Here is a 21,652-nt window from a genome sequence, read left to right on the forward strand (position 1 = left end):
CAAGATGTTACTGGTCGCTCATCGACGGTTTTTGCTGAGACCCAGAAAGCTCCTGCTGATTTTTCTGTACTTGATCGCCAGTCTGAACCTGAGGTTTCTTGCTGGCCGGATCGGCTGGAGGGAAGTACAGCGGGCCTTTCAGACCGCAGCCAGAGAGCCCGGCAAACAGAACTGCCATCAGCGCATAGCGTAGTTGTTTTTTCATTTGCATTAATGCCTGTAATTCATACGTCCAAGGTCTCTATAATCGCAGGTGGATCATGAAAAGCAATAGGAATTGAATATGAACGACAGTGAGTTTCACCAGTTGGCTGACCAACTGATGCTTAATATTGAAGAGACACTGGACGATTTTGACGGCGATGCGGACATCGATTACGAAACTAACGGCGGTGTCATGACGTTAAGCTTCGAAAATGGCACCAAAATTGTGATCAATCGCCAGGAACCTCTGCATCAGGTTTGGCTGGCGACCAAAACGGGCGGCTACCACTTTAACTACCGTGACGGTGTGTGGGTCTGCGATCGCAGCGGTCATGCCTTCTATCCGTTGCTGAGTGAAGCGGCCAGCGCACAGGCCGGCGAAGATGTGACATTTGCTTGAGTATGCGGGCATTCACAGGGGCTCAGTACTCTGAGCCCCTGTGAGATCAATGCAGTTGGAACTGCTGCTTCAGCGGCAGAGTTGCACCATCGGTCAGGGGAACGCACAGGCTCGACAATACATTGCTGCGGAACGGAATGACCTGAGTGCGACCATCGAGCTGCACTATCTGATAAAACTGTGGCAGGTTGAAGTTGATAAAGCTGGAACCATACGTGAAGCGGTCATGTGAGGAAGAGTAGAAACGGCTGACATCGCGCACCAGCTCCTCTTTACTGCCTTCACAATGGTGGTACACCTCAACCCGGTTAGACTCATCCAGAATATAGATGTTAAAGCCTTTATCGTCTGACGTGTCTTCAAAGAAGAACTGAATGATCCCTTCACTCGCAAAGCCATCCACGACAGGGGGCAGATGCACCTGATCGGTTTCTACTTTGATCGACAAGCCGTGCAATTTGTTATTCGAAATAGCGCCGTAGAATTCCACCGCATTTTCCAACTTCTGCACCGACACGCTCAGGCGCTCGAAGAACAGGCCCCAGGTCTGTCCGGCAACGCGAACTGCTTTAAAGCGGCCCGGTTCCAGTCGGGTACTGGACAAGCGCAGTTCAATGCACTCTGACACCAGCTGCTGAATACGGGTACGGATAAGGCCGCGCAAGTGCTGGCTGTAGCAGAACACCTCTACCGACTCCGGTGGGGCAGCGTCCTGATGCATTTTGCCAAGAATGGTCTTCAAGGCTTCCAACACCGATTGCTCACCGCTGAAATGCAGTGTACGCACCTCGTTCCAGGAGTTGCGGTACAGCAGATCGATACTGCCCACCAAACACTGTTGTTGCTGACCAAAACTGAACACATCGAGCTTGCGGAAATCGAAATGTACGACCTGATTACGGAAGGCCGCAGTCGGATCGTTTTCCAGATTGACGATAATCGCCAAATGGCGAATTTCACATGGGCTGTACAGCGCTTTTGGCGTCGGTGCCGCCAGGCGCAGCGGGAAGTGGTGCGATACATCGGCCACCAACTCCTGCAATTTGGCGGTGTCACACAGGTTGCCGCTCTTGATATGCAAACGGGTCTTCGGCGTCAGCAGGCCGTTGAAATAAGCCCAAGCCACCAGCTTGTTCAGGTAACGGTTATATTCCAGCGGTTGATGGCTGACAATCGAGTCCATGGCCGGTGCCTGGTTGTACAGGTACCAGCCGGTGCGGTTGGCGCGGCCAATCGGCACATGAATGAAGGTCAAATCCTCTTCTGACAGGTCCGGCGAGATCTGCGGGTTCACCAACGTCACCTTACCAGGCAGCGCTTCAAACGCAGCGTAAAGCTTGCGGGTCAGCACACCGATATCCTGCGGGCTGGCACTGACACTGAGGTTATTACGACGGGCGAAGCGGATCAGGTTGCGGTAGCTCTGCATCATCGCATCCAACAACTCATTGTGTGCTTCACGCACCCGTTCAATTTTCCAGTTCGCGCGGTTATCCAACATCGCCAGGCGCTCTTCGTCCCAACCCCATTCTCTGACCAATTGGCTGAGGATCTCACGACGCCAGCCTACGCATGCGTTGGCACGCGACAATTTTTCACAGACTTTGAGGTAGAAACAGCGGCGGACCAGATCGAGGCGGGTAGTGTCGTTGATTTCGGTCAGATAATGGGTGACGCGTTCAAGCATCATACAGTAGGCGTCGAGACCGAAGCAGACGATCTCGCCCTGGTGCAGTCGTTGCTTGATATCCATCGCCAACAACTGCGTATTCGGGTATTCCCAGGAATAGGCTTCCAGCAACAGGGTTTTCAGTACCGCTTTGTAAGGCGAGTCGATACTTTTATACAGTTGCCACAGGCTGGCACCAAAGTATTCCTCTGCCGACAACGTACTCAGGCCGCCGAGATCCAGCCATTCGTTCGGTGTTAACGCACCTTGTGAGTACAGCGACAGCACATACTCATCGTAATGGGCTTCTTCTTCACCTGGCACCATATTCCATAAAATGCGTTTGCCGGCCAGACGTACCGCGGTGCGGTAAAACTCGTCCAACAGCAGAATATGTTGAGTGGAACCACAGTCTTCACCGCCCAGACTACCGCTTTCGTTATGGCGGAAGCGGTTTTCGTCTATCAGGAAGAAGCTAACCTCAACCCCCATCGACGCTGCCCATTTTTCCAACAGGCTGCATTTCTGTTGCAGGCGATTGCGTTCTTCGTTGTCCAGCCAAGACTGGTGGCACACCCAGATGTCGAGATCCGAGCTGCAACTCTGGCCGATCGACGAAGTACTGCCCATGGAGTAAACCCCAGTAATCGGCAGTTCACCGCTGGCCAGCTTATCAAACGGGCTGCCCCATTTGTCTTCTAAATCGTTGAGATATTCTTGCTGGGTTTCATCAGGCGTGTAGAGGCAAACGCCATGGGGAACGTTACCGTTCAGATAACCTGGCATCAGTGGGTGGTGGTGGTGCAATAAGGTAGGCAGCAGACTGTATACCCGTTGAAACGCGGGCTTCATGGCCGCTAGGGCGCGATCGATTCGTAATTGATTGATCGCATCCAGTCTCTGCTTCAGTGTCTCGATGTAGAGGTACAAGACGTCTCGCCTGATTATCCCGGTGTTTAGAAAAAAACCCGTATTCCATAAGCGCCGTTAGTGTTGGAAGAATATTTGGCAACTTATTGCTGGAAACGTGATCAATTTAACACCTTGCTGATTGACCGTAAAGGAAGTAACGCTTCACTATTATTGTAGCGCCACTCTAAACGATTTACCCGCAGTGTTAACTGCCCCAAAATACATCACACGTCCCGTTGATTCCGTTGTCCTTTATCCGCCTATGGCTTCTTGCACTGACAGTTTTCACACTCAGTGGTAGGATGAATGGCGAATTATAAAAACGGTAACAAGCATGTTAGACAAAATTATTCGAATTGCCACCCGCCAAAGCCCACTTGCTCTCTGGCAAGCACATTATGTGCAGCAGCGCCTGATGGCCAGCCACCCAGGCCTACAGGTCGAACTGGTGCCGATGGTTACGCGGGGCGACATTATTCTGGATACACCACTGGCGAAAGTCGGTGGTAAAGGGCTGTTTGTTAAGGAACTTGAATTGGCGCTATTGGATGGCCGTGCGGATATCGCCGTCCATTCGATGAAAGACGTCCCGGTAGATTTCCCCGATGGTCTGGGTTTGGTGACCATTTGTGAGCGTGACGATCCGCGCGACGCATTTGTTTCCAACCGTTTCGACTCGCTCGATCAACTGCCGCAAGGCAGCATAGTCGGCACATCCAGCCTACGCCGTCAGTGCCAATTGCGTGAGCGTCGCCCGGATCTGATCGTGCGTGATCTGCGCGGTAACGTCGGAACACGCTTGGCAAAACTGGATAATGGCGATTACGACGCCATTATACTGGCCGTCGCGGGGCTGAATCGCCTGGGGTTGGAACAACGTATCCGCAGCCCGCTGAGCCCTGAAGAGTGCCTGCCGGCTGTCGGCCAGGGCGCTGTCGGCATTGAATGCCGACTCGATGATGAAACCACCCGTGCGTTACTGGCACCACTCAATCATACGGCAACCGAAATCCGTGTACGCGCAGAACGCGCAATGAATACCCGTTTGGAAGGCGGTTGCCAGGTCCCAATCGGCAGCTATGCCGAGCTGAATGGCGATAGCCTATGGTTGCGTGCACTGGTCGGCTCCCCAGATGGTAGCCAGATGGTACGCGGCGAGCGTCGCGGTCCCGCAGCATTGGCAGAACAAATGGGTGTTGAGCTGGCAGAAGAGTTGCTGGCGCAGGGCGCACGTGAAATTCTGCAGGTTGTTTATCAGGGAAATCCCCCGGCATGACAATATTGGTAACCCGCCCTTCTCCTTCAGGGGAGCAATTAGTGAGCCGACTGCGTGCACTCGGCCGGGTTGCCTACCATGCTCCGCTGATCGATTTCGCGCCGGGGAGTGATCTACCCAAGCTACCGCTGGCGCTGCAGCAACTTAATGATGGCGACCTGGTATTTATCCTGTCGCAACATTCAGTGAGCTACGCCAACTCGGTGATGGGCCGCGTCGGGCTGACATGGCCCGCCAGACTGACCTATTATGCTATCGGCCGTACTACCGCGCTGGCGATGCACCGGATCACCAGCCTACCGGTGGAATACCCGCGTGAGCAGGAGATCAGCGAAACCTTGTTGCTGCTACCTGCCTTACAGAAACTCGACGGCAAACAGGCGCTGATCCTACGCGGCAACGGCGGACGCGAGCTGCTCGGCAATACCTTGAGCGAGCGCGGCGCTGCCGTCAGCTATTATGAATGTTATCAACGCAGCCCAGTGCATTATGATGGTAGTGAACAAAGCGCCCACTGGCAGCGTGCCGGTGTTGATACACTGGTCGTCACCAGCGGTGAAATGTTACAACAGCTCTATACTTTAGTTCCTGATTACTACCGTTCTTCGTGGTTATTGCGTTGCCGCCTGGTAGTCGTAAGTGAACGCCTGGCTACCCTCGCCCAGGAATTGGGCTGGAGCACAATTCGGGTAGCTGATAATGCCGATAATGACGCGCTGATCCGCGCGCTACAACAAACCTGACTATGGGATGTGCCACTATGACGGAACAAAATACCCCATCCGCCCCGGTTGAAGAGCCAACCACCGCGGTTGAGAGCCCCCAGCAGCCAGACGCTGACAAGCGTAAAGGTAAAAATACCGGCCCGGTATTAGGCGCAATTGCCATCGTGCTGGTTATTGCATTGGGTGCTGGCGGCTATTACCACACACATCGACAAGCACAGCAGCTCATTGCAGCCAATCAAACCTTACAACAGCAGCTTGAAGCACTGAAACAGAGCCAACAGCAAGAAAGAGGCGCGCTGGAAGGCCTGCTGCAGCAACAGGGTAAAACGCTCGATGCTGCCGACCGTGAGCAAGCGACCCTGGCACGCCAACTTAATGAACTGCAAGAAAAAGTCGCCATCATTTCCGGCAGCGACGCCAAAACCTGGTTGCTGGCGCAGGCCGACTTTTTGGTGAAAATGGCTGGGCGTAAACTGTGGAGCGATCAGGACGTCACAACTGCCGCAGCCTTGCTGAAAAGTGCCGACGCCAGCCTGGCAGACATGAACGACCCAAGCCTACTCGAGGTTCGTCGCGCCATCACTGAAGATATCAGCACGCTATCTACCCTTACCCAGGTGGATTTCGATGGCATCATTCTCAAAACCAATCAACTCTCCAATCAGGTTGATAATCTACGCCTGGCGGATAACAACAGCGACGAAGCGCCAATGGACCAAGACAGCACCGAGCTGTCCAGTTCTATCGGTGAATGGCGGCAAAACCTGGCGAAAAGCTGGCATAACTTTATGGCCGACTTTATTACCGTTCGCCGCCGTGATAGCAGTGCTGAGCCTTTGCTGGCCCCAAATCAGGACATTTACCTGCGCGAAAATATTCGCTCACGCCTGTTAGTTGCCGCCCAGGCAATCCCACGCCATCAAAACGAAGTGTATAAGCAGTCGCTGGAAACTATCTCTACGTGGGTACGCGCCTACTTCGACACTACCGACCCGGCCACGAAAGCCTTCCTCGAAGAGTTAGACGCACTGAGTCAGCAGTCGATCACGATGGACGTGCCGGACCATCTGAAAAGCCAGCCACTGCTGGAAAAACTGATGCAGACCCGGGTGCGTAATCTGATGACCCAGTCCCCTGCAGCCCACCAGGAGGGATAAGCCATGTTACGCGTGCTATTTCTGTTCCTGGTGTTAATTGCCAGTGTGGTGGTCGGGCCGATGTTGGCCGGCCATCAGGGCTATGTGCTGATTCAGACCGATAACTACAACATTGAAACCAGTGTCACCGGTCTGGTGATCATGGGCGTTTTGTTGTTTGTGGTACTGCTGGTGATCGAATGGATCCTACGCCGCATCTTCCGTACGGGGGCCCGTACCCGCGGCTGGTTTATCGGTCGTAAACGCACCCGTGCGCGCAAGCAAACCAAGGCCGCATTGATCAAACTGGCAGAAGGTGATTACAAGCAAGTTGAGAAGCTGCTGACGCGTAATGCAGATCATGCCGAGCAGCCGGTCGTAAACTACCTCTTGGCCGCCGAGGCAGCACAGCAACGCGGCGATGACTTCCGCACCAACCAATATCTGGAACGCGCCGCCGAGGCCGCCGATACCGATCAGTTGCCGGTAGACATCACTCGCGTACGCATTCAATTGGCGCAAGGTGAAAACCATGCAGCACGTCATGGTGTCGATCGCCTGTTAAACCAAGCGCCACGCCACCCAGAAGTGTTAAGGCTGGCGGAAATGGCTTATCTGCGTACCGGTGCCTTTGCCTCGTTGCTTGAGATCTTGCCATCGATGAGCAAGATCAATCTGCATACCGAAGCTGAACTGCAAGCTTTGCAGCAACAGGCTTATATTGGCCTGATGAATCAGGCAATGGCAGATGAAGGCAGCGATGGTCTGAAGCGTTGGTGGAAAGATCAAAGCCGCAAAACCCGCCATGAAGTTCCGTTGCAAATTGCGATGGTAGAACATCTGATCGAATGCAATGACCACGAATTAGCACAAGAAATCGTGCTCGATAGCCTGAAACGTCAGTACGATGAGCGACTGGTGCTGTTGATCCCACGTTTGAAGTCGGGGAATCCGCAACAGCTGGAGAAAGCATTACGTCAGCAAGTGAAACAGCATGGTGCTACACCGTTGTTGAACAGCACTCTGGGGCAGTTGTTGATGAAGCACGGTGAATGGCAACAGGCCGCCGATGCATTCCGGGAAGCGTTGAAACAACGTCCAGATGCCTACGATTATGCCTGGCTGGCGGATGTACTGGATAAGCTGCACCGTTCAGATGAAGCAGCTCAGATGCGACGTGAAGGTTTGATGTTGACTCTGAAGCAGAACGGCGACGCATAACGGTATTATCGAGTGACCAAAGCGCGGCATGATTGCCGCGTTAGGTTGCTGACAAAGAAGGAAAAAGCGTGGTTTTTCCTTCTTTGTGGTGATCAGCCGAAAATCAATAAATTGATTTTCCTGATTTTTATTTATCGGCATCTACTCGCTCTGGGCAGGAATGAGGTTTGTCATCAGTCTGGCGCGGCATGATTGCCGCGTTTTTTTTCGCCTGTCGCTTATATTTAGGCAAAAAAAAACACTTGCCGCGGTGGCAAGTGTATAAAAAAGCAATCAGGTCTAGGACAACAGGGGCGGTGCCTCACTCAACGTTATGCCCGGAGTGTGATGTCATGGCTGTAAGCACGCTGACATCGTTCTGGTGGGCAATAGGCACCCTAAATCGGCTCTGCGTCATTCCCAGGGTTTATGAAGCCTAAGGCGAACATAAGAAGTGGAATGAGCATCTACACAGTAGATATTGCACTTGCCGTGCCAGCTTTTTTAAAAGAGCACCAATTTTTATAAAAATTTATTTATCATATTGAATTAAAACAAATTTAATCATTTTAGTATGTATCGTGTTTTCCGCCGCTTACCATGCTCTCCATCCCCCAACATCAGAAGATATGTCGCCTTATAACGACGACTTAAGCCAAAGTGATTTTTATTAATAAAAATCAATCAATTACATGTCTCATCCTGACGACAATGCACCATGCCGGTGTCGTGGAAAACCAACACGCTAGCCACATTGAGACGGAAACCATAAGCCGTACAAGGGAGGGATATGAAGTTGACCGGATTGCAGAAAGCGAAAAGCCCGTTCAGTAATGAACGGGCTTTTCTGAATGTCGTCGACGAGAGAGGATTACTGCATCTGTGATACTGCCCTGCGGGCCGTTGCTAAAGCAACGTTGTCTCGCTGCGCTCGGCTCAAACCTCCTTCGGAGGTGCTCATCCTATAAACTACAGATGTAAAAAAACCCGCTATAAAGCGGGTTTTCTTGAATGTGGTCGGCGAGAGAGGATTCGAACCTCCGACCCACTGGTCCCAAACCAGTTGCGCTACCAAGCTGCGCTACTCGCCGATTTCTTGTTGCAGATACTACTAAATTTTATCGCTTATGTCTATGTAAATCTTAAATTTATTAGACATTTTGTGTGTGGTGCGAAGAGAGGGACTTGAACCCTCACGTCCGTAAGAACACTAACACCTGAAGCTAGCGCGTCTACCAATTCCGCCACCTTCGCACAGTCACAAAACAGCTTACAATTCTTCACTTCTCTTAGGAAGTGGGGTGGCTAATGGGACTCGAACCCACGACAACTGGAATCACAATCCAGGGCTCTACCAACTGAGCTATAGCCACCATTTCTACTTCTTACTACTTCACGCGGTAATACTACCACCGCAGCTCTTGCACACAAACTTAATGGTGCGCCCGACAGGATTCGAACCTGAGACCTCTGCCTCCGGAGGGCAGCGCTCTATCCAGCTGAGCTACGGGCGCATAGCGCCGTTGCGGGAGGGGATACTACGGTTTTAACCCAATCCTGTCTAGTGCTTTTTCGCAGAAATGTTGCGTTTGATTACGCTTTGCTCACTCCTGCGCAGGAAAGGGCCGTCCGTAGCCCCTTTTCACCGGTTATTGCTGGGTTTCTGTCCGTTTTTCAGCCGGATGATGTTTCTTGTGCATACCGAAAGCAAAGTAGCACAGACTGACCGCCGCTAAGAATATCGCCCCAACCAACAGAGAAATGCGGGTATCCGGGTTAATTCCCATGCCGATCAGCACGCAAACCAGGAAAGCAATGGTCAGATAGTTCACATAGGGGAACATAATCGACTTAAAGCTGTGGGTTTTGATCGCTGCCTTATGGGCACGGCGGAAATACAGTTGGCTAATCAGCACCACAAACCACGGCACCATACCTGGCAGCACGCTGGCGCTGTAGACATAGACAAATACCGCCTGCGGATTGGGGATCAGATAATTCAAACCAGAGCCGACCAACAGGCAAGCAATAGTCACAGCAATACAGTTCACCGGCACGCCGCTGGCAGACAGTTTGGTCAGTGAGGCAGGGAGTTGACGGTTCTTGGCCAGCGCGTACAGCATGCGCCCCCCGCTATACATACCGCTATTACAGCCAGAGAGTGCAGCGGTCAGTACCACAAAGTTAATGATACCGGCAGCGGCAACGATGCCGATTTTGGCGAAGGTCAGCACAAATGGGCTGCCGGTGGTGCCAATACCGTTCCAAGGGAAGATGGTAACAATGACAAAAATAGCGCCGACGTAGAAGATCAGGATGCGCCACAAGATATTGTTAATCGCGCGTTTCAACGTCACCTGCGGGTTCTTGGCCTCACCCGCGGTAATGCCGACCAGCTCAACCCCTTGATAAGACGCCACCACAATACACAACGCAAACAGGAAACCTTTCCAGCCGCCGGCAAAGAAACCGCCGTGTTCAGTCAGGTTGGCAAATCCGATAGGTTGACCACCGTTACCAAAGCCAAACAAGATCACACCCAGCCCGACCAGAATCATCACAATGATAGTGGTCACCTTGATCATGGCAAACCAAAACTCCAGCTCGCCATACAGGCGTACCGCCGCCACGTTAGCCAACGCTACCATCGCCACGGCGATTAATGCCGGCAGCCACTGCGGGATCTCCGGGAACCAGAACTGCACGTAGACCCCAATGGCAGTGATTTCCGATATGCCAACAGCGATCCACATAAACCAATAGCCCCAGGCCGTCAGATAGCCAAAGTAAGGGCTCATGTATTTATGGGCATAAACGGCAAAGGAGCCTGCGACCGGTTCAAGGAACAACATCTCGCCCATCGAGCGCATAATAAAGAACACGAACAGCCCGGCGATGATATACGCCAATAATACCGACGGCCCCGCCCATTTCAGCGTACTGGCTGAGCCCATAAACAGACCGACGCCAATGGTACCCCCCAGCGCAATCAGCTCGATATGCCGGGCTTCCAGCCCTCGGTGTAGTCCTTGCGGTTTTTCTTTGTGTGCCATAAATCCTCAGTATTATTTCTTGATTGTGTTTGCATGCCGGCTATTACCGGTCGTTATTGTTTTAATGAAAAATAGCGTAAATCATCTCCCGCCGCTCAGGCGGACATCAACGTGTAGTCGGGGCAATCTTACGGCGGAGAAAAACGTCGTTCAGTGCGGCCATATCTGGCGCCAACAGCTGGGGATAATTTCAGGGCGGTATCGTTTCGCATTTTGCCGCTATAAGCAAACCGCAATTTAAAACTTTATGGAATAAATACAGGGGAGTTTAGGAACTGAGGTTATAGGGACGCTGGCTAAACAGCCATAAAGCAGGTTATTTGAACAACCTATGCGCCAAGGCAAAATAATCTTGCCCTGGCGCCATCATCACATCTTGCCGCGGTAATAGTAACCCACGAACTTGAGTAGCCTGAGCTGGCGCCGAATACGGCTCGGTTGGCTGAGCAACCGGTAAAGCCACTCCAGACCGAGATTCTGCCAGACCTTGGGGGCACGCTTCACATGCCCAGTGAACACGTCATAGGTCCCACCAACTCCCATATAGAGCGCCTTTGGATGGACCTTGCGACAATCTCGCATCAAGATTTCCTGTTTCGGCGATCCCATGGCTACCGTCACGATGGCAGCTCCGCTGGCACGGATCCGTTCAAACAGCGCTTCACGCTGTTCAGGCTTGAAATAACCGTCCTGGCTACCCACCAGATTAACGTTCCACTGGCTACGCAGCTTCTGTTCCGTTTCCGCCAATACCGACGGCTTGCCGCCAATCAGAAACACCGGTGTGCCTTCACGCCCAGCCCGCTGCATCAATGCTTCCCACAGATCGGCTCCTGCGACGCGTGACACATTAGCGCCTGGATATTTACGACGGATAGACCGAACCATGCTGATGCCGTCCGCGTACTTATATTCCGCTTCATCCAACAAGGCATGCAGTTCCGCATCTTGTTCCGCTGTAAGGATTTTTTCGGCATTCATGGCAACCAATGTGCCCTGTTTTACCCGGCCACCGTCAAAGAGAAAATCCATGCACTGTGCCATATCGCGAAATCCCCAGAGGCTGAAACCGCGCAGCTCATATTTGGGGACCGAGATTTTTACTTCCATCTTATTATTACCCTTACCTTACAAAAGGCTGTCGGCCTGAACGGATGATGCAGGCGGTGTCAGAGTGCGCGAGCGCAGCACCCGCGCCTTAATCAAGCCGGCAGTGTCAAACAGCCAGTACAGCAATTTTGCCATCAGCAAACAGGCACCAAAAATAAGGCAGAAGAACACCACTCGCGAAACAAACGAATCCACGCCCTCGCGTGCCAGCACAATGATGTTGAATACCGCGCCAAAGCAGAAGCCCTGCAATATGGCAGCCTTATAACGGTTCGGCTCGCTTTTGCCCATCTCATACAGCCAGTCGAACCATTTGATAATCATACCCACCAAAACCGCGCCAACCGGAATAAACAGCGCGCCGCCCATCACCACCAAAGAACCGATAAGCGTCGGCGAAATCGCCAAGCCTGAATGGTTATTCAGCACTTCCCAGGTGAAATAGTTGGCGGTGTTCAGCACGGTATCCGGTCGCCCCGGCCATAGCCAAGACGGAATAAAGACGTAGAAATCACGTACTATCGGCGCCAGGCCCTGGAAATCAATCTTGTCGTAGTTTTGCAGCAGTAACGCCAGGTTTTCCCACGGCGAGAACGTATCACGCGTCAGATAGAGGAACGTATAAAACGCCTCGGGGCCACTGACGTCCAGGCTGTAGCGCTTTAACGCCAACCAGAACATACCAACGATACCGAACACCCCGGCAGCTACCAGCATCCACAGCGAGATCCATCCCCGCACGATGCCGATAAACAGAAATAGCGAGAAGGCAATAATGATATTGGCACGTGTGCCGCCGACTATCACGTAGGTCAAAATGCCAAAAGCGACCGTTGCCGCCAGGAAAAAGAACCAGGCACGCAAATCTTGTTTCAGGAAATACACCACCAGCATCGCCGGGATAAAGAAATAGAAGAACCGCTTGAGCGCCACGCCAGAAACATCACTGGAGAAAATCTGGCTGTAGGAGTTGAGCTTGAACAGCAAGAAACCGTTTTGCATAAAGAAAATGCCAACGGTGACAATGGCCACTAACGCCAGTAATACCCAGGTCAGGTTGGTTTCCACCCTGTTCATGGTAAATACGGGCTTACGCGGCTGCATGCTGCGCTTTCGCAACCGGGTTTTATAGCTGACGTAATAAATCGCATAAAACGCAGTGGCAGAGAGAATGGCGTACAGCAGGAACTCTACGGGCACCACTTCAACGTCGAACTGGAACACCAGTAAACACGTCAATGGGAAGCCAAAGTAAAACGTCAGCAGATACAGCAGCGAAAAGAAGACGTTGAAGTTAAAGCGGACACGCCGAAACTCCTGATAGGTCAACGTCAGTACAAACAAGGTCCCAATCAGGTAGACGACAAATAACCCGCCAAATTGCGCCAGCGTCATGAATTATCCCCTGCAGCCAGGGCTAATGCCTGTTGCCAGCCATCAACGTAGTTGGGATTAAAGAAGGCGATCGTCTGCTTATCCACTGACGCCAGCTGGCGCTGCGCTTCTCGCACTACTGCCTCATCCAAGGAGTCGCCATAAAACAGCACCGGTAGATGCTGCTCTGCCAGGTCCTGCCAGAACGGGTTCTGCCGGCTCAGCACGAACGGCACACCAAACTGGATCAGCAGGCAAAGCGTGCCGATACCCTGCTGGCGGTTAAAAATAAAGTAGCCAAGATCGCACTCGCGCAGAATGTTCAGGTAGTCGTCGAACGCCACCTGCTGCGTCAATAGCTGCAAGTTCTTATTACCAAACAGCGCCAGCCCGGCAGTACGTACCTGTTCAATATAAGCATCGTTGTTGGCCGGATACCCCATCGGCAGGATCACACGAACATCGGCACCAAATTGCTGATGAATCGCTTTCAGTGCTTCCACATGCCGGTTAGTACGATCACCTGAATTCCCCACCAGAATGGTCATAGGGCCAGCCAGGTTTTTATCTACGTTAATGCCGGTCAACGCTGGATCCATCCGTGTCGGAAAATACAACAAAGAAGCCGGCACACGCACATGACGCTGTTGATAGTGGATTACATCACCACGAGTGGCAAACACGTGTCCCACCCTGCCCTGCGCAATACGGCGCAGTAAATAGAACAGGCGGAATTTCCAACTGGTTGCGTTTTCATAAAGGTCAGCCCCCCAGATATGCCAGCTCACCTGATGCGCTTTGATTTTCCCACTTAACAACGCCAGCCACAGCGTAGGGTTAAATTGACCATGCAGGAAGAAGCGCTGGTTGCGATCGGCCTGAGCACGGGCAATGACCGCCATCGCCAGGCTTTTCTTGTCCGGATAGCATTCAATGCTCAGATCGGGGAACGACCCTAGTGCAGCAGCGTCTTTCGCAGCTACCATGAAATGGCGTGTCTGATCGGACGGCAGGCGCTTCGCCAACACGTCGTTGAAGAAACGCAGCACCGTCTGATTGTGATGCGGGATATCAGATCCCAATACGTGAATCAGTGTGGTCATACTCGTCTACGATAAAGAATAAATACGCAGCTACAGAGCGCGAAATACACGATGTAGGTTGCCATGTAAGCCTGCGTTGCGCCCAGTGCGCCGTGCAACGGTATCAACCAGTGCGAGAACAGCGTCAACAGCAGGAACTGACTGACTTCAGTCAGGATATAAAAACGCAGCGACGCTTTGGCAATAACCAGGTAACCAAACACATAAGCGCCAACTTTCAGCACGTCTCCCACCAACTGCCAGGCAAACAGATCACGCATCGCGATGAACTTGTCCGTGAACAGTAACCAGATGGCAAAATCGCGTAACAGCCAGACGGTGAAACTTACCGCTGCCACCGCAGGCAGTACAAATTTAAGTGAACGCACAATCTCCTGTGAGATGGCGCTTTTTTCCTTCAACCGCGACAACGTTGGTAGCAGATAAACGGTAAATGAAGCGGTGATAAACTGGAGGTAAGCATCGGAGATACTGCTGACGCCCTGCCAAATCCCCACCTCATCCCAACTGTAATGGCTCGCCAGCAAGTTACGCATCATCACGTAGGCCACCGGCAGCGTCACCGAAGTGATCAGCGCCATAATGGTGAACTTGCCCAGATGGCTGGCTAATGCCTTGTCCCATGCCAGCGCTAAATAGCGCAGCGGCAAGGTTTTGCGTCGCCACAGCATAAAACCCGCGGGTAATACCACTAATGCCGGCACCAGCGCTAACCCCGCCAACGCGCCTTCATAGCCCCCGAGTTTAAAGCACAGGTAGTATGCCACTACGCCAATCAGGCTGCCGCCAATCACCGCCAGTGCGTTGCCCATCGCATCGCGGTAACCCTTCAGCACGGCCATAAACAGGTTGGCGTAGGCAATGCCCATCTGAATAAATGCCACTGCCCGCACCACGTTCACGAACTCAGCATGACCAAACAATCCAATACTGATGGGTTCAGCAGCGAACAGAAACACCAGCGCCAACAGCGTGGAAAAGCCCAGTACGATAGTCGACGCCGTGCCAACAGCCAGTCGCAGCCGCTGTGGGTCCTGATGATATTCGGCAACATATTTAGTGATGCCGTTAAAAATCCCGGCGCCGGACAGCACACCCAATACAGTAATCAACTGACGGAAGTTACCCGCTTGCCCAACACCGCTGGGGCCAAACGCCACCGCCAGCAATTTCACCACCAACAACCCCACGCCAATCTTGATAAGCGTAGAGCCGGCAGTCCAAAGCGATGCTTTTGCCAGTGACATATCAGGCGCAGAAACTAAGAATGGTATTGATCACTGTGCGTTGAGTGACATCAGACATATTGTAGAACAACGGCAAACGTACCAGACGTGCACTCTCTTGGCTGGTGAAACGATCTTCACCGGCAAAGCGACCGAAACGATCGCCCGCTGGGCAATCATGCAGTGGAATGTAATGGAACACCGCCATGATTTCGGCTTCTTTCAAATAATTGATAAACGCCGTGCGGTCTTCAATATCGCGCAATTTGATATAGAACATATGGGCATTCTGCACGCAGTCCGTCGGGATAGTCGGCAGCTCGATACGGCCCGCCTTGGCTAATGGCAGGAGACTGTCGTGATACTGTTGCCACAGTGCCAGACGGCGTTGGTTGATGCGATCTGCCGCTTCCAGTTGGCCCCAGAGATAGGCCGCTTGCAGGTCTGACATCAGGTAGCTGGAGCCAATATCACGCCAGGTATACTTATCGACCTGACCACGGAAGAACTGGCTGCGGTTGGTGCCTTTCTCACGAATGACTTCCGCCCGGTCAATCAGCGCTGGATCGTTAATCAGCGTTGCGCCGCCCTCACCGCCTGCGGTGTAGTTTTTGGTTTCGTGGAAGCTAAAGCAGCCAATATGGCCAATGGTACCCAGTGCTTTCCCCTTGTAGGTAGACATCACGCCTTGCGCAGCATCTTCCACCACGAACAGGTTATACTTTTTCGCCAGCGCCATGATGGTGTCCATTTCGCAGGCCACGCCAGCATAATGTACCGGCACAATCGCGCGGGTCTTATCAGTGATTGCGGCTTCGATTTTGCACTCATCGATGTTCATGGTGTCCGGGCGCAGATCGACAAACACCACAGTGGCGCCCCGCAACACAAAAGCATTAGCCGTTGAAACAAAGGTAAAGCTCGGCATGATCACTTCATCGCCCGGCTGGATATCCAACAGGATCGCCGCCATCTCCAGCGATGCGGTGCAGGACGGCGTCAGCAATACCTTGAGGCTACCAAACCGCTGTTCCATCCACTGCTGACAGCGCCGGGTAAAGCCACCGTCACCACACAGCTTGCCACTGCCCATCGCAGCCTGCATATAGTCAAGTTCAGTGCCAACAACCGGTGGTGCGTTAAATGGGATCATGTTTTCCTCTGTATAACCAATACGAGGTGCTTTCAATAACAGCACCCTGTCGTTGATAGAGCCGTAGTGCGGCGATGTTACCGATCTGAGTCGCAACCCGCAGGCGTTGCAGCGCCCCTTGCCGACACTCTGCAATAACCGCCGCCATCAATCGAGAGCCAATTCCTTTGCCTGCCGCGCCTGGGAACGCCGCCAGCAGACCGATTCGGGCCTCCTGACCACCGAGTTCACGCAGGCTGACAAAGCCTTCCGGCCGCCCAGTATCGTCGAGTACCAGCAGACATTGATGGTCAAACGTCCCCAATACCGCTTTTTCTATCCATTCGGCATAAAAGCGGCCGCTGTCCTGGGAGTGATACCAGGGGGCGCGGAAACGGCTGGCGGTGAACACGCTGGCCGCCGCCTCACGCAACATCGGGATATCGGCCGGCACCGCCGGGCGAATGGCCTGCGGCGTCACGGAATGAGGTAATGCACATTCCGTGCCGAGATTCAGCACCAGATCGACTTCACCCTCAACCAGTTGGAAGCCTAAACGGGCCAAACCGTCCGCCCAGGCAGTTTGATGCGCCGGAATTTTGGCCTGCACCAATGCGTAGACATCCAGTTCAGCCTCGGTGAGCATAGGAGCCGCCGTAGAAAAATTGAGTTTGGCGCTGTTAAGGGCGAAAAACTCTGTTTCCCAGGCTAATGGCTCAATACTGGCGCGGACGGGCATGCAGCAGATCCAGCAGGTATTTTCCGTAACCGGTTTTCAGCAACGATTGTGCGGCGCGCTTCACGCCCTCATCGTCCAGCCAGCCGTTACGCCAGGCAATTTCTTCCAGACAGGCAATTTTAAAGCCCTGACGTTTTTCTACCGTCTGCACAAAGCTGCTGGCTTCCAGCAGACTGTCATGAGTGCCGGTATCCAGCCAGGCGAAGCCACGGCCCAGCAGTTCAACGGTCAGTTCGCCACGCTCCAGGTACATCTGGTTAATGCTGGTGATCTCCAGCTCGCCGCGCTCCGAAGGTTTCACCTGTTTGGCGAACTCCACAACCTGCTTGTCATAGAAATACAGCCCGGTAACCGCCCAATTGGATTTAGGCGCTTTCGGCTTTTCTTCGATCGACAGCGCACGGAAATTATCATCAAACTCCACCACGCCAAAGCGCTCGGGATCCATTACCTGATAACCGAACACGGTAGCGCCCTGCGTACGGGCGGCAACCGTCTTCAATTTGGGACTAAAGCCTTGGCCAAAGTAAATGTTGTCACCCAGCACCAGGCAGCTCGGTTCGCCAGCGAGGAATTCTTCGCCAATCAAAAATGCCTGCGCCAAGCCGTCGGGGCTGGGTTGTTCGGCATAGCTGAGGTTAATGCCGAACTCTTCGCCGCTGCCCAATAAGCGTTTGAACGAGGGTAAATCTTCTGGGGTAGAGATGATTAAAATGTCGCGGATCCCTGCCAGCATCAAAACTGACAGCGGATAATAAATCATCGGCTTGTCGTAAATAGGTAATAGCTGTTTGGATACGCCGCGGGTAATCGGATGTAAGCGTGTGCCGGAACCGCCCGCCAGAATAATACCTTTCATACTCACTCCAGAATCCACAGGGCCACTACTTACGGGGTGGCCTCGCTAAATTTAGTCGGATAAACCTAAACGTTCACCCGCATAGGAACCGTCCTGAACGCGACGCCACCAGGTTTCATTGTTCAGATACCAGGAAACCGTTTTACGGATGCCGCTTTCAAAGGTTTCCTGCGGTCGCCAGCCCAGCTCCCGGTCAATTTTTCCGGCATCTATCGCGTAGCGCATATCATGGCCCGGACGATCCTTGACGTAAGTAATCAGGTCGCGGTATTTCTCAACGCCCTGTGGCTTGTTCGGAGCCAACTCTTCCAGCAGATCGCAGATAGTTTGTACCACCTCAATATTCTTGCGCTCGTTGTGACCGCCGATATTGTAGGTTTCGCCAACCACACCTTCGGTAACCACCTGGTACAACGCACGAGCGTGGTCTTCCACATACAGCCAATCACGCACCTGCGCCCCGTCGCCATACACCGGCAAGGGCTTACCAGCAACGGCATTGAGAATCACCAGTGGGATCAGTTTCTCCGGGAAGTGATACGGGCCGTAGTTATTGGAACAGTTGGTGACGAGCGTCGGCAGGCCATAGGTACGCAACCAGGCACGAACCAGATGATCACTGGATGCCTTAGAGGCCGAATAAGGGCTGCTCGGCGAATAAGGCGTCGTCTCAGTGAACAAATCGTCTGTGCCGTGCAGATCGCCATACACTTCATCGGTGGAAATGTGATGGAAGCGGAAGCCTTGCTTCTTCTTCGCGTCCAGCGGCTGCCAATAATGGCGGGCCGCCTCCAGCATGGTGTAAGTACCCACCACGTTGGTTTCAATAAATGCCGCAGGGCCGTCGATTGAACGGTCGACATGGCTTTCCGCCGCCAGGTGCATGATCACATCCGGCTGATACTGGGCAAATACACGATCCAGTGCCGCACGATCGCAGATATCCACCTGCTCAAACGAATAGCGTGGGTTATCGGCAACCACTGAAAGCGATTCTAAATTGCCCGCATAGGTGAGTTTGTCTACCACCAAGACACAGTCCTGCGTGGCTTCGATAATGTGCCTCACAACTGCGGAGCCAATAAAGCCGGCGCCTCCAGTGACTAAAATACGTTTCAACGCCAAACCCCTTTGGTATCCACGATCCAGGACTGCGTAATCTCTTCCGGCTTGATTGCCTTGAATTGCTTATGGTCGACCAGCATCACAATCACATCCGCCTGTTGCAGCGCATCGGGTAACTCTTTCAGCGTCACATGGCCAGCCAGCGATTTCGGCAGTTGCTCCACGTTTGGCTCAACGACCAGCGTCTCGCCTACGTGCCAATCGGCAATCAGATGTGCCACTTCCACCGCTGGGCTTTCGCGTAGATCGTCAATATTCGGTTTGAAGGCCAGACCAAAGCAGGCAATTTTTACTTCTGAGGCACGCTTGTCGGTCGCCGCCAGACAATCAGCAACGGCCGCTTTCACGCGATCAACCACCCACAAAGGTTTCCCGTCATTCACCAGACGCGCTGTATGAATCAAACGGGCCTGCTGCGGATTTTGCGAGACAATGAACCACGGATCGACCGCGATACAATGGCCGCCGACGCCAGGGCCTGGCTGCAGGATATTTACCCGTGGATGGCGATTCGCCAGGCGGATAAGTTCCCAAACATTGATGCCCTGTTCCGCGCAAATCAGCGACAATTCGTTGGCAAACGCAATGTTCACATCGCGGAAGCTGTTTTCGGTCAGCTTGCACATCTCAGCGGTGCGTGAATTAGTAATGACACACTCACCTTCGAGGAAAATTTTATACAGCGCGCTGGCACGCTCTGAGCATTTTGGCGTCATGCCGCCAATAACACGGTCGTTCTGAATCAATTCAACCATCACCTGCCCCGGCAGTACACGCTCTGGGCAGTAAGCGATGTTCACATCGGCAGATTCACCTGCCTGCTGCGGGAAGCTGAGATCGCTACGCGCCTCGGCCAGCCACTGAGCCATCTGCTCGGTGGCGCCGACCGGAGAGGTGGACTCCAGGATAACCAGATCGCCCTTTTTCAGCACCGGTGCCAGAGATTTAGCCGCAGCTTCGACATAAGCCAGATCCGGCTCATGGTCACCTTTAAATGGCGTTGGCACCGCGATCAGAAAAGCATCTGCGGCAAGCGGTTTAGTCACTGCCTGCAGATAACCGCCATCGACCGCGTCTTTCACCACTTTGTCCAGATCGGGTTCAACGATATGAATCGCGCCACGATTAATGGTATCTACCGCATGTTGGTTAACATCTACGCCCACCACTTTTTTCTTACGGGAGGCGAACGCCGCCGCTGTTGGCAGACCGATATAACCCAGGCCGATAACTGAAATAGTGTTAAAACTCATAGTGTCACCTGATGGTTCTTCAAAGCTTCAAGAATACGCTGGCAGGCATGCCCGTCACCGTAAGGGTTATGCGCCCGACTCATAGCGTGATATTCGTTTTCGTCCGTCAGCAAGCGGGTCACGGCATCAACAATATTTGTCACATCGGTGCCCACCAGACGCACTGTGCCCGAATCTACCGCTTCTGGTCGTTCGGTGGTGTCACGCATCACCAGCACCGGTTTGCCCAATGACGGCGCTTCTTCCTGAATACCGCCAGAATCGGTCAGGATCAAATAGGACTTAGCCATCAGATACACAAAGGGCAAGTAGTCTTGCGGATCGATCAGGATGATATTATCAATCCCTTTCAGAATGCGGTTGACCGGCTCGCTAACATTCGGATTGAGATGTACCGGATACACCACCTGCACATCGGGATGAGTGCGGGCAATTTCTGCAAGCGCGCTGCAGATCCGCTCAAAACCGCCGCCAAAACTTTCGCGGCGGTGGCCTGTTACCAGAATCAATTTCTTGTTGGCATCCAGGAACGGATAACGTTGCGCCAAGCTGTCATGCAACGCGGTATCACCCATCACCCGATCACGCACCCAGAACAGCGCATCAATCACCGTGTTACCGGTGACGAAGATATGATCGTCCGGCAACAATTCACGCAACAGGTTCTGGCGCGAATTTTCCGTCGGAGCAAAATGGTACATCGCCAGATGGCCGGTCAGCTTACGGTTAGCTTCTTCTGGCCACGGCGAATAAAGGTTGCCAGTGCGCAGACCTGCCTCAACGTGCCCTACGGGTATACGCTGATAAAACGCCGCCAGACTCGTCGCCAGCGTAGTGGTGGTATCACCATGAACCAGCACCACGTCTGGTTTGAACTCCTCGAGAACGCCTTTCAGGCCTTCCAGAATACGGCAGGTGATCTCACTCAATCCCTGGCCGGGCTTCATGATGTTCAGATCGTAATCAGGCACTATCTCAAATAACCGCAATACCTGATCCAACATCTCACGATGCTGTGCCGTCACGCAGACTCTTGATTCAAAGGCTTCATCCTGAGCCAGGGCATGTACCAGCGGGGCCATTTTGATGGCTTCAGGTCTGGTGCCGAAAACAGTCAACACTTTCACAGCGAATCTCTTTTGGTCGGTTAACC

The 21,652-nt window shown here is 53.0% G+C and carries 18 protein-coding genes, 4 tRNA genes and 1 other RNA gene; 5 read left to right on the top strand and 18 right to left on the bottom strand.

The genetic code is table 11. The features are described from left to right. Window positions 1-7: 7 nt before the first annotated feature. A complete protein-coding gene (gene lptM, locus SGR01S_RS17780; RefSeq protein WP_303621142.1) occupies window positions 8-205 on the bottom strand; it encodes an LPS translocon maturation chaperone LptM in 198 nt (65 codons plus the stop codon). A 78-nt stretch (window positions 206-283) separates the two neighbouring features. Between lptM and cyaY the strand changes: the two genes are divergently transcribed. Beyond that, window positions 284-604 carry an iron donor protein CyaY gene (gene cyaY, locus SGR01S_RS17785; protein ID WP_037426825.1) on the top strand — a complete coding sequence of 107 codons (321 nt, stop codon included), beginning with the start codon at window positions 284-286 and terminating at the stop codon, window positions 602-604. Between the two features lie 46 nt (window positions 605-650). Here cyaY and SGR01S_RS17790 read toward each other — a convergent pair whose 3' ends face one another. Continuing rightward, window positions 651-3,203: a class I adenylate cyclase gene (locus SGR01S_RS17790; protein ID WP_061808156.1), complete on the bottom strand. Its 2,553-nt coding sequence runs from the start codon at window positions 3,201-3,203 to the stop codon at window positions 651-653. A gap of 316 nt (window positions 3,204-3,519) precedes the next feature. Between SGR01S_RS17790 and hemC the strand changes: the two genes are divergently transcribed. Genes hemC through hemY form a run of 4 tightly spaced genes read left to right on the top strand, consistent with a single transcriptional unit; the run spans window position 3,520 to window position 7,546 of the window. After that, window positions 3,520-4,461: a hydroxymethylbilane synthase gene (gene hemC, locus SGR01S_RS17795; RefSeq protein ID WP_037422769.1), complete on the top strand. Its 942-nt coding sequence runs from the start codon at window positions 3,520-3,522 to the stop codon at window positions 4,459-4,461. Then, a complete protein-coding gene (gene hemD, locus SGR01S_RS17800; protein WP_061808157.1) occupies window positions 4,458-5,204 on the top strand; it encodes a uroporphyrinogen-III synthase in 747 nt (248 codons plus the stop codon). Before hemC ends, hemD begins: the two co-directional genes overlap by 4 nt. A 17-nt stretch (window positions 5,205-5,221) precedes the next feature. Next, window positions 5,222-6,346: a uroporphyrinogen-III C-methyltransferase gene (gene hemX, locus SGR01S_RS17805; protein WP_037422776.1), complete on the top strand. Its 1,125-nt coding sequence runs from the start codon at window positions 5,222-5,224 to the stop codon at window positions 6,344-6,346. A 3-nt stretch (window positions 6,347-6,349) separates the two neighbouring features. Then, a complete protein-coding gene (gene hemY, locus SGR01S_RS17810) occupies window positions 6,350-7,546 on the top strand; it encodes a protoheme IX biogenesis protein HemY (RefSeq protein WP_037422779.1) in 1,197 nt (398 codons plus the stop codon). Window positions 7,547-8,379: 833 nt separating this feature from the next. Here hemY and SGR01S_RS17815 read toward each other — a convergent pair. From SGR01S_RS17815 to wecB, 16 genes are all read right to left on the bottom strand, one after another. After that, window positions 8,380-8,507, bottom strand: a non-coding RNA gene (locus SGR01S_RS17815) — RtT sRNA. A 32-nt stretch (window positions 8,508-8,539) separates the two neighbouring features. After that, a tRNA-Pro gene (locus SGR01S_RS17820) sits at window positions 8,540-8,616 on the bottom strand. A gap of 76 nt (window positions 8,617-8,692) precedes the next feature. After that, window positions 8,693-8,779: transfer RNA gene (locus SGR01S_RS17825), tRNA-Leu, on the bottom strand. Window positions 8,780-8,822: 43 nt separating this feature from the next. Further along, window positions 8,823-8,898 (bottom strand) — tRNA-His (locus SGR01S_RS17830). Between the two features lie 64 nt (window positions 8,899-8,962). After that, a tRNA-Arg gene (locus SGR01S_RS17835) sits at window positions 8,963-9,039 on the bottom strand. Between the two features lie 135 nt (window positions 9,040-9,174). Beyond that, window positions 9,175-10,578: a bifunctional threonine/serine APC transporter ThrP gene (gene thrP / locus SGR01S_RS17840; RefSeq protein ID WP_061808158.1), complete on the bottom strand. Its 1,404-nt coding sequence runs from the start codon at window positions 10,576-10,578 to the stop codon at window positions 9,175-9,177. 369 nt (window positions 10,579-10,947) lie between these two features. After that, window positions 10,948-11,688, bottom strand: coding sequence for a lipopolysaccharide N-acetylmannosaminouronosyltransferase (gene wecG, locus SGR01S_RS17845; RefSeq protein WP_037422786.1), 741 nt, complete (start codon window positions 11,686-11,688; stop codon window positions 10,948-10,950). A gap of 18 nt (window positions 11,689-11,706) precedes the next feature. Beyond that, complete coding sequence (gene wzyE, locus SGR01S_RS17850; protein WP_061808159.1) at window positions 11,707-13,083, bottom strand: ECA oligosaccharide polymerase; 1,377 nt, start codon at window positions 13,081-13,083, stop codon at window positions 11,707-11,709. After that, window positions 13,080-14,165 carry a TDP-N-acetylfucosamine:lipid II N-acetylfucosaminyltransferase gene (locus tag SGR01S_RS17855; protein ID WP_061808160.1) on the bottom strand — a complete coding sequence of 362 codons (1,086 nt, stop codon included), beginning with the start codon at window positions 14,163-14,165 and terminating at the stop codon, window positions 13,080-13,082. The genes wzyE and SGR01S_RS17855 overlap by 4 nt, the downstream gene beginning before the upstream one ends. Beyond that, complete coding sequence (wzxE, locus tag SGR01S_RS17860; RefSeq protein ID WP_061808161.1) at window positions 14,162-15,412, bottom strand: lipid III flippase WzxE; 1,251 nt, start codon at window positions 15,410-15,412, stop codon at window positions 14,162-14,164. The genes SGR01S_RS17855 and wzxE overlap by 4 nt, the downstream gene beginning before the upstream one ends. Window position 15,413: 1 nt before the next feature. Further along, window positions 15,414-16,544, bottom strand: a complete 1,131-nt coding sequence (rffA, locus tag SGR01S_RS17865) for a dTDP-4-amino-4,6-dideoxygalactose transaminase (protein WP_061808162.1) — start codon at window positions 16,542-16,544, stop codon at window positions 15,414-15,416. Further along, window positions 16,531-17,262 carry a dTDP-4-amino-4,6-dideoxy-D-galactose acyltransferase gene (gene rffC, locus SGR01S_RS17870; RefSeq protein ID WP_061808163.1) on the bottom strand — a complete coding sequence of 244 codons (732 nt, stop codon included), beginning with the start codon at window positions 17,260-17,262 and terminating at the stop codon, window positions 16,531-16,533. The genes rffA and rffC overlap by 14 nt, the downstream gene beginning before the upstream one ends. Beyond that, entirely contained in the window at window positions 17,240-18,121 is an 882-nt protein-coding gene (gene rfbA, locus SGR01S_RS17875; RefSeq protein WP_061808164.1) for a glucose-1-phosphate thymidylyltransferase RfbA, read from the bottom strand. Before rfbA ends, rffC begins: the two co-directional genes overlap by 23 nt. 51 nt (window positions 18,122-18,172) lie before the next feature. After that, entirely contained in the window at window positions 18,173-19,240 is a 1,068-nt protein-coding gene (gene rffG, locus SGR01S_RS17880; protein ID WP_061808165.1) for a dTDP-glucose 4,6-dehydratase, read from the bottom strand. Continuing rightward, window positions 19,237-20,499 (bottom strand): UDP-N-acetyl-D-mannosamine dehydrogenase, encoded by a 1,263-nt coding sequence (gene wecC, locus SGR01S_RS17885; protein WP_061808166.1) that lies wholly within the window; start codon window positions 20,497-20,499, stop codon window positions 19,237-19,239. The genes rffG and wecC overlap by 4 nt, the downstream gene beginning before the upstream one ends. After that, a complete protein-coding gene (gene wecB / locus SGR01S_RS17890) occupies window positions 20,496-21,626 on the bottom strand; it encodes a non-hydrolyzing UDP-N-acetylglucosamine 2-epimerase (RefSeq protein ID WP_061808167.1) in 1,131 nt (376 codons plus the stop codon). Before wecB ends, wecC begins: the two co-directional genes overlap by 4 nt. Between the last annotated feature and the right edge of the window lie 26 nt (window positions 21,627-21,652).

Origin of the sequence: Serratia grimesii NBRC 13537, from assembly GCF_001590905.1 — a bacterium.
Lineage (GTDB): Bacteria > Pseudomonadota > Gammaproteobacteria > Enterobacterales > Enterobacteriaceae > Serratia > Serratia grimesii.

Coding starts and splice junctions, on each gene's coding strand:
- lptM (WP_303621142.1), bottom strand. CDS start 205: ATGAAAAAACAACTACGCTATGCGCTGATGGCAGTTCTGTTTGCCGGG.
- cyaY (WP_037426825.1), top strand. CDS start 284: ATGAACGACAGTGAGTTTCACCAGTTGGCTGACCAACTGATGCTTAAT.
- hemC (WP_037422769.1), top strand. CDS start 3,520: ATGTTAGACAAAATTATTCGAATTGCCACCCGCCAAAGCCCACTTGCT.
- hemD (WP_061808157.1), top strand. CDS start 4,458: ATGACAATATTGGTAACCCGCCCTTCTCCTTCAGGGGAGCAATTAGTG.
- hemX (WP_037422776.1), top strand. CDS start 5,222: ATGACGGAACAAAATACCCCATCCGCCCCGGTTGAAGAGCCAACCACC.
- hemY (WP_037422779.1), top strand. CDS start 6,350: ATGTTACGCGTGCTATTTCTGTTCCTGGTGTTAATTGCCAGTGTGGTG.
- thrP (WP_061808158.1), bottom strand. CDS start 10,578: ATGGCACACAAAGAAAAACCGCAAGGACTACACCGAGGGCTGGAAGCC.
- wecG (WP_037422786.1), bottom strand. CDS start 11,688: ATGGAAGTAAAAATCTCGGTCCCCAAATATGAGCTGCGCGGTTTCAGC.
- wzyE (WP_061808159.1), bottom strand. CDS start 13,083: ATGACGCTGGCGCAATTTGGCGGGTTATTTGTCGTCTACCTGATTGGG.
- SGR01S_RS17855 (WP_061808160.1), bottom strand. CDS start 14,165: ATGACCACACTGATTCACGTATTGGGATCTGATATCCCGCATCACAAT.
- wzxE (WP_061808161.1), bottom strand. CDS start 15,412: ATGTCACTGGCAAAAGCATCGCTTTGGACTGCCGGCTCTACGCTTATC.
- rffA (WP_061808162.1), bottom strand. CDS start 16,544: ATGATCCCATTTAACGCACCACCGGTTGTTGGCACTGAACTTGACTAT.
- rffC (WP_061808163.1), bottom strand. CDS start 17,262: ATGCCCGTCCGCGCCAGTATTGAGCCATTAGCCTGGGAAACAGAGTTT.
- rfbA (WP_061808164.1), bottom strand. CDS start 18,121: ATGAAAGGTATTATTCTGGCGGGCGGTTCCGGCACACGCTTACATCCG.
- wecC (WP_061808166.1), bottom strand. CDS start 20,499: ATGAGTTTTAACACTATTTCAGTTATCGGCCTGGGTTATATCGGTCTG.